This window comes from Streptomyces sp. NPDC001315, assembly GCF_042896175.1.
GTDB lineage: Bacteria > Actinomycetota > Actinomycetes > Streptomycetales > Streptomycetaceae > Streptomyces.
On the sequence record NZ_JBIAWZ010000001.1, the window covers coordinates 64,799 to 79,623 of the forward strand.

The 14,825-nt window shown below is 68.5% G+C and carries 7 protein-coding genes; 5 read left to right on the plus strand and 2 right to left on the minus strand.

Features of this window, described 5'->3' with window-relative positions; all coding sequences use genetic code 11:
* Window positions 1-634: 634 nt before the first annotated feature.
* The gene (locus ACFY16_RS00290; RefSeq protein WP_390644835.1) at window positions 635-3,106 is read left to right on the plus strand and encodes a lamin tail domain-containing protein; all 2,472 of its coding nucleotides are present in this window, start codon (window positions 635-637) and stop codon (window positions 3,104-3,106) included.
* Window positions 3,107-3,378: 272 nt separating this feature from the next.
* Window positions 3,379-8,616 (plus strand): family 43 glycosylhydrolase, encoded by a 5,238-nt coding sequence (locus tag ACFY16_RS00295; RefSeq protein ID WP_390644836.1) that lies wholly within the window; start codon window positions 3,379-3,381, stop codon window positions 8,614-8,616.
* Between the two features lie 133 nt (window positions 8,617-8,749).
* On the opposite strand, the gene ACFY16_RS00300 is transcribed toward ACFY16_RS00295, so the two are convergent.
* On the minus strand, window positions 8,750-10,354 hold the full coding sequence (locus ACFY16_RS00300) for a serine/threonine-protein kinase (RefSeq protein ID WP_390644837.1): 1,605 nt from the start codon (window positions 10,352-10,354) through the stop codon (window positions 8,750-8,752).
* Window positions 10,355-10,589: 235 nt separating this feature from the next.
* Window positions 10,590-11,360, minus strand: coding sequence for a serine/threonine protein kinase (locus ACFY16_RS00305; RefSeq protein ID WP_390644838.1), 771 nt, complete (start codon window positions 11,358-11,360; stop codon window positions 10,590-10,592).
* Window positions 11,361-11,883: 523 nt separating this feature from the next.
* Here ACFY16_RS00305 and ACFY16_RS00310 point away from each other — a divergent pair.
* The 3 genes from ACFY16_RS00310 to ACFY16_RS00320 all read left to right on the plus strand — a co-directional run bounded on the left by ACFY16_RS00310 (window position 11,884) and on the right by ACFY16_RS00320 (window position 14,758).
* Window positions 11,884-12,519, plus strand: a complete 636-nt coding sequence (locus tag ACFY16_RS00310; RefSeq protein WP_390644839.1) for a sensor domain-containing protein — start codon at window positions 11,884-11,886, stop codon at window positions 12,517-12,519.
* 65 nt (window positions 12,520-12,584) lie between these two features.
* Complete coding sequence (locus ACFY16_RS00315; RefSeq protein WP_390644840.1) at window positions 12,585-14,225, plus strand: DNA/RNA non-specific endonuclease; 1,641 nt, start codon at window positions 12,585-12,587, stop codon at window positions 14,223-14,225.
* Window positions 14,225-14,758 carry a hypothetical protein gene (locus ACFY16_RS00320; RefSeq protein WP_390644841.1) on the plus strand — a complete coding sequence of 178 codons (534 nt, stop codon included), beginning with the start codon at window positions 14,225-14,227 and terminating at the stop codon, window positions 14,756-14,758. The genes ACFY16_RS00315 and ACFY16_RS00320 overlap by 1 nt, the downstream gene beginning before the upstream one ends.
* Window positions 14,759-14,825: the final 67 nt, after the last annotated feature.

Consider the following 14,825-nt stretch of genomic DNA (forward strand, 5'->3'; position numbering starts at 1 on the left):
TGCCGGGGGTCGTGCGACGGCTCGGCGTTCCGGTCCACGGCCACGAGGTCCAAGGCACGACGAACTCCTCGACCGAGCGAGCCGACGTCAGACGCCGGAGAAACCGCGGCTGCGACAGGCGCGTCCGCTTTCGGGAGCCCGGCCGCCGCGCACCGGTGATCAGTACGGCAGGAGCCGCCCCGAGGGCGTCCTGCGGTCGATCTGTTCGTCGCGTGGGGCGGCAGGCCGGCGGTTGACACGGACACGAACCCGGGCCTGACGATTCATGACGCCTCCTCGTGTTGCGCATCCGGTACGGAACCCTTGCCCCGCACCCGGTTCCTCCACCCTCGTCGCCGCGACGATCAACCACATCGTGCCCACGGAGTCCCCTCCCATGCGCCCGGAGCAGGAATCCACAAGACCAGACCGTGGGTGTGGACGAACGACTGCGGACGGGCCGTACCGGTCGCCGACGATCCAACGGCGCCACGGCGCAAGACGGAACGTCAGCAACTGGACCCACAAATTTAACGACGTGCCCCTTGTTGCGCCCATTTCTACGCGCGTAACCTCAGCCGATCGCATGGACCCAGCCAGTTCATCCCGCACCTCATGCGCCGTTCGTCCGGCGGACGTTGAAGGAGTCACCCTCGTGCCGATTCACAGACCCAGCGCAACGCGCGTAGCCGGCGCCGCGTTCGTAGCCGCGACCGCCACGGCGGCCGTCATCGTGGCGCCGCTGCCCGCCGCCTTCGCCACGCCGTCGACGACTGTCGTGATATCGGAGGCGTACGGCGGCGGCGGCAACTCCGGGGCCACGCTCACGAACGACTTCGTGGAGCTGGCCAACCGCTCGACGGCCGCGTACCCGCTCGACGGGTACAGCATCCAGTACCTTCCCGCCTCCGCCTCCGCCGGTTCGCTGTGGCAGGTCACCGCCCTCACCGGCTCGCTCGCCCCCGGCGGCAGCTATCTGGTCTCCGAGGGCGCGGGCGCCGGCGGCACCACCGCGCTGCCGACCGCCGACGCGACCGGCGGCATCGCCATGGCCGCCGCCAGCGGCACCGTTGCCCTGGTCAAGGGCACCACGGCCCTGACCTGCAAGACGGTCGCCGACTGCACCGGCGACGCCAATGTCGTCGACCTCCTCGGCTACGGCACCGCCGTCGTCCGCGAGGGCACCGCCGCACCGACGGCGAGCAACACCACCTCCGTGTCCAGGGCCGCCTCGCTCGCCGACACCGACGACAACTCGGCCGACTTCACCGCCGGTACGCCCACCGCCACCAACAGCGCGGGCGAGACCGCGAGCGGCGGCAGCGGCAGTGGCGGTTCCGGTGGTCCCACCTCGCCCGGCGCGTTCCGGATCCACGACATCCAGGGCACCACCCGTGTCTCGCCCCTCAAGGGCCAGAGCGTCGTGGGCGTCCCCGGCATCGTCACCGCCGTCCGTACCACCGGCAGCAAGGGCTACTGGATCCAGGACCCGGCCCCGGACGCCGACGCCGCCACCAGCGAGGGCCTGTTCGTCTACACCGGCTCCGCCGCCCCCACCGTCTCCGTCGGCGACTCGGTCCTGGTCAGCGGCAAGATCTCGGAGTACTACCCGTCCTCCACCACCCAGTCGGTGACCGAACTCGGCAGCCCGGTCTCCACCACCCTCTCCACCGGCAACGCCCTCCCGGACGCGGTCACCCTCGACGACTCCACCGTCCCGGACGCGTACACGCCCACCAACGGCGGCGGCAGCATCGACGCCCTGCCCCTCGAACCGGCCGTCTACTCCCAGGACTTCTACGAGTCCATCGAGGGCATGCGCGCATCGGTCACCGACGCCCGCGTGGTCGGCGCGACCAACACCTACGGCGAGATGTTCGTCACCGCCAAGCCCGAGGAGAACCCCACCAAGCGCGGCGGCACCGTCTACGGCGCCTACGACCAGCAGAACACCGGCCGCATCGAGATCGTCGCGGCCGACGGCTCCACCCCGACCCTCAACGTCGGCGACGAGCTCGCCGGCACCACCACCGGCCCGGTCGACTACGCCTCCTACGGCGGCTACCTGCTCGCCCCCACCGCGGCCACCACCGGCACGGCCGTCGACAACGGTCTCGAGCAGGAGGTGACGCGCAAGCAGAAGGGCAACGAGCTCGCGCTCGCCACCTACAACGTCGAGAACCTCGACCCGACCGACAGCGACGACAAGTTCGCGCGCCTCGCCAAGGGCATCGTCACCAACCTCTCCTCGCCCGACATCGTCACCCTGGAGGAGATCCAGGACGACAACGGCGCCACCGACGACGGCACCGTCACGTCCGAGGCGACCCTGACCGAGTTCACCGACGCCATCGTCGCCGCCGGCGGCCCCCGGTACTCCTGGCGCTACATCGCCCCGGTCAACGACAAGGACGGTGGCGAGCCCGGCGGCAACATCCGTCAGGCCTTCCTCTTCAACGCCGAGCGGGTCTCCTTCGTCGACCGCGCCGGCGACGGCGACGCGTCCACCACCGCCGTCTCCGTCGTCAAGGACAAGAAGGGCCAGGCCCACCTCTCCGCCTCCCCCGGCCGCATCGACCCCACCAGCACCGCCTGGGACAACAGCCGCAAGCCCCTCGCCGGCGAGTTCAGGTTCCAGGGCAGGACCGTCTTCGTCATCGCCAACCACTTCAACTCCAAGGGTGGCGACGAGCCGATGCACGGCCGCTACCAGGAGCCCACCCGCTCCTCGGAGACGCAGCGGGGGCTCCAGGCCGAGGAGGAGAACGCCTTCGTCGACACCCTCCTCGCCGCCGACCCCACGGCGCAGATCGTGGCCCTCGGTGACCTCAACGACTACGAGTTCTCCGACGCGGTGAAGACCCTCACCGACGACGGCGACGTCCTCACCGATCTCATCAACACCCTGCCCGTGGACGAGCGTTACAGCTACGTATACGACGGCAACAGCCAGACCCTCGACCACATCCTGACCAGCCCCTCCATCACCCACTACGACTACGACGTCGTCCACATCAACTCCGAGTTCGCCGACCAGGCGAGCGACCACGACCCCCAGGTCGTGCGGATCGACGTGCACGACTGCGGCAAGAAGGCCTACCAGCCCAAGCCGAGCACCGAGAAGTAGCCGGAGCTGTCCGCCACCCAGGCCCTCCACCTGCGCCCTTCCGCCAGGTGGAGGGCCTTCCGCATGCCCCTCGCCCGCGCGCGACCTGAAGGAGCCTGCTCCCGCGGCAACCAACAGCGGCGACGAGCCTGTTCGGCCTGTCGGACATTGTTCGAAAACTCTTGACGCCCCGCTGTACGCCGATTGACACTCTCGCAACACGACGTCACCTCCGCGTAACGCATTCAGCCTTCCTTTCGTCATCAGCCATGTGTCAGCAGGGAATTCTCGACATGACGCACATCGCACGACTTCGCGACCGGGCGATACGTCGGGCGGGCCGGCTCGCCGGACTGACCACCGCCTCGATGCTCCTGGCCATCGCCGGACCCGCCCTTCCCGCACAGGCTGAGGAGGCGGCGCAGGCGGCGCAGACGACCGAAGCCGCGGAGATCACCGACGGCCTGGCCCTGCGGTACAAGCTCGACGCCGACTCCGGCAGCACCGTGACCGACAGCTCCGGAAACGGCCGGAACGGCACGGTCAACGGCACCGCCGACTGGTCGACATCCGGTCAGGGACTCGCCTTCAACGGCTCCGACACCTACATCAAGGTGCCGGACGACGTCATGAAGGGGATGGACTCGATCACCGTCTCCATGGACGTACTGATCGACTCGGCGCAGACCACGCCGTACTTCCTCTACGGCTTCGGCAACTCCAGCGGAAGCAGCGGGAACGGCTATCTGTTCACCACCGGCAACTCCTTCCGCACGTCCGTCGCGACCGGCAACTGGGCGACCGAGCAGACGACGAAGCCGTCCGACTCCCACAACCTGACGCGTGCGGTGTGGAAGCACATCGCCTACACCCAGACCGGCAGCACGGGCCTGCTCTACGAGGACGGCGTCGAGGTGGGCCGCAACACGTCGGTCACCATCACCCCCGGCACGATCGGCTCCGGCAGCACCACGGCCAACTACATCGGCAAGTCCGTCTACTCCGGCGACAAGCTCTTCAAAGGCCGGATCCGCGACTTCCGCGTCTACGACCGGGCGTTGGCCGGCTCGGAGGTCCAGCAACTGGCCCTGCCCGTCGGCACACAGGGCGTCGCCGACGACAAGGCGGCGCTGAGCCTCGGTGACACCGGAGCCGTCACCGCCGACCTGGACCTGCCGAAGACCGGCACGGCGGGCGGCTCCGCGATCAGCTGGGCCAGCGACGACACCTCCGTCGTCTCGGACGCCGGCAAGGTGACCCGCCCGGCCGCCGGTTCACCGGACGGCCACGCCACGCTCACGGCGACCCTGACGAAGGGCACCGTGACCGACACCAGGACTTTTGACGTCACGGTCCTCGCCGCGTTCGACGACACCACCGCCACCCGGCAGGCCGCCGACGCCCTGACCGTCCACAACCTCGACGACGTACGCGGAAACCTCACCCTCCCCACCGACGGCGCCTACGGCACCACCGTCACCTGGTCCTCCGCCGCCCCGGACGTCGTCGCCGCCGACGGCCTGGTGCACCGCCCCGCGCACGGCGACGGCGCCGCCACCGTCGACCTGACCGCCACCGTCACCAAGGGCGAGGCCCACGCGACCCGCGTCCTGACGGCCAAGGTGCCCGAACTTCCCGCCCAGGGAGCCCTCAAGGGCTACATGTTCAGCTACTTCACCGGCGAGGGCACCGCCGACGGCGAGCAGCTCCACTCCGCCCTCAGCAAGGGGAACGACCCGCTGAACTGGCGGGAGTTGAACGACGGCAAGCCGGTCCTCACCTCCACGCTCGGCGAGAAGGGCCTGCGCGACCCGTTCATCATCCGCTCGCCGGAGGGCGACAAGTTCTACCAGATCGCCACCGACCTCAGGATCTACGGCAACGGCGACTGGGACGCCGCCCAGCGCACCGGCAGCAAGTCCATCATGATCTGGGAGTCCACCGACCTGGTCCACTGGACGAACCAGCGACTCGTGAAGATCTCTCCGGACAGCGCGGGCAACACCTGGGCGCCGGAGGCGTTCTACGACGCGAAGCTCGGCGAGTACGTGGTCTTCTGGGCGTCGAAGCTGTACGACAACGAGGCGCACTCCGGCGACACGTACAACCGCATGATGTACGCGACCACCCGGGACTTCTACACCTTCAGCGAGCCCAAGGTGTGGATCGACCGCGGCTACTCGGTCATCGACTCCACGATGATCCAGAACGACGGGACGTACTACCGCCTGTCCAAGGACGAGCGGAACAACACCTCCTCCACCCCCAACAGCAAGTTCATCTTCGAGGAGAAGAGCGACTCGATCCTCGACCCCTCCTGGGACGCGGTCGCCGAGGGCATCGGCAAGGGCGCGATGAGCGCGGCCGAGGGCCCGCTGGTGTTCAAGTCCAACACCGAGGAGAAGTGGTACGCGTTCCTCGACGAGTTCGGGGGCCGGGGCTACCTCCCCTTCGAGACGACGGACCTCGACTCCGGCAACTGGACCCCGGTCACCGACTACGACCTGCCGTCGAAGCCGCGCCACGGCACGGTCCTGCCGGTCACGCGGGCCGAGTACGACCGACTCCTGCGCGCCTACCAGCCCGACCAGCTGGTGGAGAGCGTCGAGAGCGTGAAGGTGAAGACCAGGACCGGTCAGGCGCCGGTCCTGCCGGCCACCGTGATCGCGAAGTACGCCGACGGGGTCGACCGGCCCGTCGCCGTCACCTGGGACGACGTCCCGGCGTCGGCGTACGCCCAGGCCGGGACCTTCACCGTGACCGGCAGCCTGCCGGACGGCACCGCGATCCCGGTCCAGGCCGAGGTCACCGTGTCGGAGGAAGGCGCCGACGTCCCGGCCGACCTGCTCCTGCACTACGACTTCGACGAGACCGGCGGCAACATCGCCCGTGACTCCAGCGGACACGGCTACCACGGCACGTACGTCCACACGCCCGACTTCGGCAGCGGTGTCGAGGGCGGCTCGTTCAAGATGTCCGGCGGTGCCGGCACCTCCAGCACCTCGCCGTACGTGAAGATCCCGAACGGGGTGCTCAAGGACACCGACAGCGTGACCGTGTCGACGTACGCCAGATGGAAGGGCGGCGACGCCTTCCAGTGGCTGTTCGGGCTCGGCCCGGACAGCGACAAGTACCTGTTCGCCACCCCGTCCAACGGCGGCTCAAGCCTCTACTCGGCCATGACGAAGGCGAGTTGGTCGGCGGAGTCGAAGCTGACGGCCGGTTCGCAGCTCACCCCCGGCGAGTGGCGGCACGTCACCGTCACCCTCGACGGCTCGACCGGCACGATGGTCCTCTACGTCGACGGCATCGAGGCGGCGCGCACGACGACCACCATCAAGCCGTCCGAGCTGTACGACGCGAGCAAGGACTACAGCGGCTACATCGGTAAGTCCCTGTACTCGGCCGACCCGTACTTCGGCGGCGAGGTCGACGACTTCCGCATCTACGGCCGCGCCCTGTCGGCCGCGGAGGTCATGGAGCTCAGCGGCAACACGGCGGGCATCGCCAAGGCCACGCAGCCGGGGCTGAAGGTCGACGCGATCATCGACAACGCCGACAGCGAGATCACGCTCCCCATGAAGGAGGGCGCCGATCTCACCTCACTGGCACCTGAGTTCACCCTGGCCCACGGCGCGGCCGTCAGCCCCGCCTCCGGCAGTGTCCAGGACTTCACCAAGCCGGTGACGTACGAGGTGACGGGCTCCGACGGCACGAAGCGCACCTGGACGGTCTCGGCGCTGATCATGAAGAGCCCGGTGCTGCCGGGCCTGAACGCCGACCCGAACATCGTGCGCTTCGGCGACACCTTCTACATGTACCCGACGACCGACGGCTTCGACGGCTGGAGCGGCACGCAGTTCAAGGCGTACTCCTCCACCGACCTGGTCCACTGGACGGACCACGGCGTCATCCTCGACCTGGGACCGGACGTCAGCTGGGCCGACAGCCGGGCCTGGGCGCCGACGATCGCCGAGAAGGACGGGAAGTACTACTTCTACTTCTGCGCCGACGCGAACATCGGCGTCGCGGTCTCCGACTCGCCGACCGGACCGTTCAAGGACGCCCTGGGCGAACCGCTGCTGAAGGCAGGCGACTTCAGCGGCCAGATGATCGACCCGGCGGTCTTCACCGACGACGACGGCCAGTCGTACCTGTACTTCGGCAACGGCCACGCCTACGTCGTGCCGCTGAGCGCCGACATGACGTCCATCGACACCTCGAAGGTCCAGGACATCACGCCGAGCGGCTACAACGAGGGCTCCTTCGTCATCAAGCGCCAGGGCACGTACTACTTCATGTGGTCGGAGAACGACACCCGGGACGAGAACTACCGCGTCGCCTACGCCACCGGCCCCTCCCCGACCGGCCCCTGGACCAAGCAGGGCGTGATCCTCTCCAAGGACCTCTCCCAGGGCATCAAGGGCACCGGCCACCACAGCGTCGTACACGTCCCGAACACCGACGACTGGTACATCGCCTATCACCGCTTCGCCATCCCCGGAGGTGACGGCACCCACCGCGAAACGACCGTCGACAAGCTGGAGTTCGACTCGGACGGCCTGATCAAGCTGGTCGTCCCGACCCTCACCGGCATCGACCCGGTCACCATCGTCCACGCGGGCCCGGACGCCACCGGCACCGAGGGCGACGCGATCTCCCTCACCGGCACCGTCTCCGGAGCCGGCACGCCCAAGTGGACGGTCCAGGAGGGCGCCCCGTGCACCGTCGCGGACCCGGGGGCGGCCCGGACGACCGTCACCTGCGCCGACAACGGCACCTACAAGGTCACCCTGACCGGCGGCCGCAGCACCGACACCGCCACCGTCACGGTCTCCAACGCCGCCCCGTCGATCACCTCCGCGACAGACCCCGGCTCCCCCCTCCCGGTGGGCAGCCCCACGGTCGTCACCGCCTCCTTCGACGACCCGGGCACCGCCGACACCCACACCTGCACGGTCGACTGGAAGGACGGCACCCACCCGGCACCCGGCAAGGTCACCGACTCCGGCTGCCGCGCCGAGCACGTCTACACCGCGGCGGGCATTCACCGCCCGGTGATCACCGTCACCGACGACGACGAAGGCACGGACAGCACGACGCTCCCCGAGCTGATCGCGTACGACCGTGCCGCCGGACCGGCACTCGGTGCCGGCACGATCACCTCTCCGACCGGCGCCTACCCGGCCGAGCCGGGACTGACCGGCAAGGCGGCGTTCGCCTTCGACGTCCAGTACCGGAAGGGGGCCACCACCCCCACCGGAGAGGCCACGTTCGTCTTCGGCCCCGCCCACCTCACGTTCCGCTCCACCGGCTCCGACTGGCTCGTGATCACCGGTGCCCAGGCGGTCTACCAGGGCTCCGGCACGGTCGACGGCAGCGGCGGCTACCAGTTCCGGATCACCGTCACCGACAGCCCGGACACCTTCCACATCAAGATCTGGAAGAGGTCCACCGGCGACGTCCTCTACGGCAACCGCGTCGGCACGAGGACCAGCGGGCCCATCACCATCGGAAACCACCGGCACTAGAACCGCGACACCCCTCACACCGCCGAGCCGCGCCCGTGAACACTCCGGGCCCGGCTCGGCTTTCCGTGTCACCTGACGGTCGCACCCGAAAGCCCGGAAACCCCAGGCACACACAGAGTCCTGGAGACGCTGGTCACTGTGCCGTGGGGGTGCCGTCGTGGATGACGACGATGGCGGAGCACTGCTTGTCGGCGCTTGCGCCTTGCTGCCAGACGCAGATCCGCATGGTGTGGCCGATGTCCGAAATCACGCTGGTGCGTTCGGCGCCGCTCGATGCCGCGAGGCCGACGGTCAGCCCGTCGTCCCGGATCAACTCGGCGTGGCACGTCTCGAAGTAGCTGGTGTTCAGCATCCCGTACAGGTTGCCGGAGCCGGCGTTGTCGAGCCAGGCCGTGCAGCCGCCGGCGGGTCCGGCGGAGACCCCGGAGCCCTTGATCGCGGCAGAGTCATCGCTCATGCTCACGCCCGCGATCGGGTACGCGCTCGGCTCCATGGTCGCGGACGCGCTCGGACGCACGACGGAGGAACCTCCTGCCGCCGACGAGGTGGACGGGGACGAGGGCGGGAGGCCCACCGGTTCAGCGCTGCCGTTCTTCGTGGCGGAGGCTGACGGCGAGGCGCTGGGTGAGCGGGAGGCCGAGGGCGACGCGCCGGTGCCATGGGCACCGGACGCGGAAGTGGACGAGGAGATGGAAGCGGACGCGGAGGCCTCGTTGCCGCGTGCGCTCGTGTGGGATCGGAAGAGCGAGGGGGCGACGAGCACGACACCTCCGACGACCACCGTGACGGCGCAGGCGACGAGCAAAGGGATGAGCACGCGGCGGCGCCCACGCCCCGAGCGTCCCTGCTGAGGGGCGACCATGGCCTCGGCCGCGCCACCGGACTCCGGGGGAACGACCGCACCGTCGGCCACCGCGCCACTCGCCGCCGCAGGGGCCGCGGTACGGGCCGCGGCGGCCATCGTCGCGGCGTCGGGGAAGCGGTCCTCGGGCTTCTTGGCGAGGGCGGTGGCGACGAAGTCACGCACCGGTTGCGGGAAGTCGGCGGGCAGGGCAGGCACCGGCTGCTGGACGTGCTTGACCAGGATCTCGATGGCCCGCTCACCGTCGAAGGGCAGTTTCCCGGTGAGCATCCTGTAGCAGACGACGCCCATCGAGTAGAGATCGGAGGCCGGGGTGGTGCCATGGCCCTCGACCTGCTCGGGGGCGATGTAGAGCGCGGTGCCGACGACGGCGTGCTCGGGGGTGATCTTGGAGGTGGCGAGGTCGCGGGCGAGGCCGAAGTCGGTGACCTTCACTCGGCCGTCGGTGCAGATCAGCAGGTTGGACGGCTTGATGTCACGGTGCACGACCTGCCGCCGGTGCGTGGCGTGCAGCGCCTCGAGCGCTTCGGCGGTGGTGGCCAGCGCCTGCTCGGGTGGCAGCGGCCCGCTCTCCTTGAGGAACTCGTCGAGCGGTCGTCCCTCGACGAGTTCCATGACGATGTAGGCCACCCGGCTTCCGTCGCCGAGGGCGTTCTCGCCGTAGTCGTGGACGTCGACGATGCCGGGATGGTCCAGCGAGGCGAGGATCAGGGCCTCACGACGGAAACGCTTGGCGAACCTGGCGTCGTCGAGCAGCTCCGGGCGCAGGATCTTGACCGCGACCCGGCGTTCGAGGACGGTGTCGTCGGCCCGCCAGACGTCGCCCATGGCGCCGCCGCCGATCCGCTCGGCCAGCGTGTAACGCCCGCCGAGCACGGTGCCCCGATCCCACACACCCGTCCCCCAGATCGCACCCGGTCAACCGCTGTCAACCGGGGGTGCAGTCTGCCAGATTCGGCTGCGGCAAACCAAGAAAGCCCCATCCACGGAACGACGCTGACGAACCGTCACTCAGCTCCGGGGACAAGGCAGCCGGGGCCGTCGTCCGGTCGGCTCGGTGACACGCCGCCCGGCGACGGCACGCCCGGCGGTACCGGCACGGACCCCTCACTCATGCGGTCGAGTCCCAGAAGATCTGCAGGTGCTTCTCCTGGACCAGGTCGAAGCGCAGCGCGAGTGAGACGAGGGCTTCGCGCTTCCAGTCGAGGCGCGGGCTGTCCTGCGTGCCGGTGCGCTCTCGCACCTTGAGCTTGGAGCCCGCCAGGTAGTCGATGTGGAAGTTGACGGCGGACACGGTCAGGTCAGCGCAGCTGGGAAGCGCGCGCAGTCGGCTGACGACCTCGGGGACGCTGGGGATGGCGAGGCTGGACGGGTCGCGCAGCCGGGGCTCGCAGAGGGCGAGCAGCACCAGGAAGTACTTGGCCGTGGGGTCGAGCACGAAGGGCATGAGGGTCAACTCGGCGGAGCGGCTCACGGGAGCCTCCGGTCCCGGGTCGAGGAAGGTGTGACGCGGGGCGAAGACGGTGAACCGGACGAAACCGTCGGTCAACGGCAGCACCACGCGGGAGAGTTCGAACGGGATGGGCGCGCCCATGCGGCGCGGGGCGACCTTCACGTACTCGCCGCCGCCCTCCAGGTTCTCCACCACGTACGTGGTGCGCGGGCTGAAGTTGGTCAGCCGCCAGTGGTCGTCGCTCGCGGTGAGTTCCCCCGCGTAGCGGGACACACCCTCGCCGAAGAGGGGGATGTCGACCGGCCGTTCTCCGGCCCCGCGCCCGAACGTGGCCGTCTGCCCCGGTCCCAGGGCGAGCTGCCGGGGCCGGCCGTGCCGCACGGCAGCCGCCCCCGGAGGTTCCGGGAGTTGAACGATGACCGTCTCCATGCTGCTCGCCCCATGTCGTCCACGTCATCCGCCCGAGATCGCGGAGACCCTGAGAGCCCTCAGGTTACGTGGGGCGACGGGCGGCAGCAGAGTCGTCGACGTACTCGACGTCCTCGTCGCAGTCGTCGCAGTCGTCGCAGTCGTCGACGTAATGGAGGCATCCCGCATGACAGACGCCACGCAGGATCCTGGGCAGCCGACCGCCGCACCACAGCGGGCCATCCGGGAGACGAAGCCGGAGCTTCCCACCTGGCAACAAACCCCGCGGGCCACACCACCCCCCATGGGACGACCGGCATCTCTCAAGACACCGGCTCTCAGGGCGCCGACCTTCAAGTCTCCAGCAGGGACTGCCCAGTTGACCGCACCCGCCCCGGCCAAGCCGAACGGTCCCGGCACCAGCGGCGGTCCGAGCATCTCGACCGGATCGCCTTCGCCTCTTCAGGCGCCCGCGCCGCGGCCTCCCCGCACTCGGGGTCGCATCGGACCGACGCTACGTCGATGGCGCCTGCCGCTCGTCGCCGTGCTGCCCTGCCTCACGCTGGCCGGCGTCGGCTGGTGGTGCTGGCCCAGCCAATCCGCCCCGGTCCCACTGCACTTGGTCGCCGGGACGGTGCACGCCGCGCTGCTCACTCCGGACGAGGCGAGCCGGCTGACAGGGATGTCCCTCACCTCCGGCTCCGGGGCGAGCAAGCCCGCTCCAGCCCTGGCCGCCGATCCATCGAGCTGCGCCATCGCAGTCGGGCCGACCACCCGAGCAGTCTTCGGCAAGGACTGGACAGCCTTCCTGTCCGCCACCTACCAGGACGCCGGAGGACTCGGCAACTACACGATGACCCAGGTCGTCGGCGTCTATCCCGATCGTGAGAAGGCCGGTGCTCTCCTGCGTACGCTGACCGCAGGGCTTCGTTCCTGCTCGTCGGCCGTCCGCACCGACCAGGACGGCCGCGGCTCCAAGTGGACCTATCGCATCGACGGCACCACCTCGAACAGCGTCTCCTGGACAGCCACCCAGGACGGCGGCAACGGCTGGGCCTGCTATCGCCAGGCACAGCTCAAGGGCAAGTCGCTCCTACAAGTGGGGATCTGTGAGGCAGGCGACGGGCGGTCGACCGTCCAGGCGCTCACCCGGCGGATCGCTGCCGAGGTGCGCGGATGAACACCGGAGGTGAGAGGACCCACCGCACATCCCGGTCCCGTCGGAACAGCGGACGCCACGCTGTCGTGCCGGCTCTCACGGCGCTGCTCGTGCCGGTCCTCAGCGCGGGCCCGGCAGCGGCCGCGACCTCGACGATGCCCCGCACGGCAACCGCGCCGGCGAGTACCGAGGTTCCCGCACCAGTCTCCGTGAGCGGCGGCCTTCCCTCCGACATCGTCTTGAAGGACGTCATCCCCTACAACGACAAGGTCAAAGATCTCGAGCGACGCAAGACGGAACTGACCACCGAGAAGCAGTCACTCACCAAAAAGGCGGCCAAGGTCAACTCGCGGACCGACACGTACAACGCCAAGGACGCCGCCTGCGCTGCCCGGGTGAAAGCCCACAACAGCAAGATGGACGCCTACGAGGCGAAGGTGGATGCCTGGAACTCCACCTCGCACGACTACGTGGTGCCCGATCAGCAGGCCGCGTACGAAGCGGCCGTGGCCGAGAAGGAAAAGCTCGACGCCGAGGGCGTCGCGCTGCACCAGGAGACGGCATCGATCAATGCGGAGCAGCAGCAGCTCGACGCCGAGGAAGCCCAACTCGGCGTCGAGCAGGCCAGGTTGACCACGGACATGGCCGACCACAACGCACAGGTCGCGACCTGGAGGTCCGACCAGCAGCAGGTGGAGAGGCAGCATCAGCAACTGCTCGTGGAGATCGCGACCGCGCTCCAGGACCAGCTCGACACCCCACCGACGCAAGCCACGTCCATGGCCCGGGGCGGAGACGCGACCGGGCCCCTGGAGCCCACCGCCCAGGCAGCCCAGGCCCCCGGCGGCGATGCCACCTCACGGGCCGGCCAGGTCGCCTCCATCAGCTACTACGCGGTGAAGAACAAAGTCCCCGTGAAATTCCAGCCCGTCGTGGCACAGCTCTCGCCGAGCACGATTTCGAAGCAGTCGGCATCGGCCGCCGCACAGTTGGCACCCACCGCCACCTACGACGGCCTGCTGCCCGAGGAAAACGGCCACTACAAGGCCATCGAAATCCAGACCAGCACCGCCAACACCTCCCAAGAAAGGATCGCCTTCAACAAGGCCCTCGCCCACGGCGGCCAGGCCACCGCGAGGCTCGACGGCCGCCCGGTCGTCATAGACGGGACCGTGACTGTCCCAGCCGACGGCGCAACACCTCGCGCTTTCACTCCCAGCGTGTTGAGGGCGTTGCGGGCAAGCCTGAGCAGTCCCGCCCGGGGCAACAATGAGATCGATGACTTCGAATGCGATACCCCTCAGGCCGAGAGAACCATATACCAGCCCCTCAACAAGGGAAGGTCGACAGGCGTAGTCGCCCTGATCTGCCCGCAAGACGTGAAGACTCCGGGATCAAAGCGTGATGACAGCGCCTCGGTTTACGTCCAGGGATACCGGAGCAATCTCGGACTGCACCGGACGCACATATTCGCGGACACCTTCCATGGGGAGTGGCGGCGGGAGAACCTCTTCCCTGGGTACAGCCGCATGAATCTGAGCGGAATGAAGCGATGCGAGAACGCCATGAAGAAGTCTGCACTGAAAGGACCGGTCCTGTACTCCGGACAGGTGGACAACTCCAGCGGAGACATACCCAACGGAATCAATATGACCGCCTTCACTCCCACCGGAATGCTCTTCAATGCCTACGTCGCGAACACCAAGGGCTGGCAGGTGACCTGCTGATGACCGTAAGAAACCTGGAGGCCGCCCTCCCGGGCCTGTCCCGACAACGCCGGCCTGCGGCTCTGTCCCTCGACTGGGCAACGCTGGAGTCCGAGCTGGAATTCCGTTTCCCTACGGACTTCAAGGAACTTGCAGAGTTCTATCCAGAGTTCTCACTCTGCGATTTCCTGTCAGTGCTCGCGCCGAGGCCGACGATGGAGCAGGAATTCATCGAGGAAGCTCGAGACCTCCTTACAGTACTCCAAGACAATCACGATTGCGGAGTAGCGGAGTTCCTTCCCCACCCCAACGAAGGCGGTCTCTTTCCATGGGGGATGTCGACCTCTGGAGATGTTTACTACTGGAAGGTTCACCGGGGACAGGATTCGGGGATCGTAACAGGTAGCCGCGCGGACATATTCTGGGAATTCGAGGGCAGTCTCACCGATTTCCTCGCGGGGTGGCTTGACGGATCATTGCTGCCGGACGATCAGCCGACAGCCGAACAGCTGGGCGGCCCTCACTTCCGTCTGACCTCGACCCGCGAGCAGTGAGGCGTCGTTTTCTTTTCCGCGGACCCAACTGAAATTGCCGCGATCAATCACGAGCGAGAACTGAGGA

Bases quoted from the DNA above. Each gene is read 5' to 3' on its own strand.
- ACFY16_RS00295 (WP_390644836.1), top strand. From the start codon at position 3,379: ATGACGCACATCGCACGACTTCGCGACCGGGCGATACGTCGGGCGGGC.
- ACFY16_RS00305 (WP_390644838.1), bottom strand. From the start codon at position 11,360: ATGGAGACGGTCATCGTTCAACTCCCGGAACCTCCGGGGGCGGCTGCC.
- ACFY16_RS00320 (WP_390644841.1), top strand. From the start codon at position 14,225: ATGACCGTAAGAAACCTGGAGGCCGCCCTCCCGGGCCTGTCCCGACAA.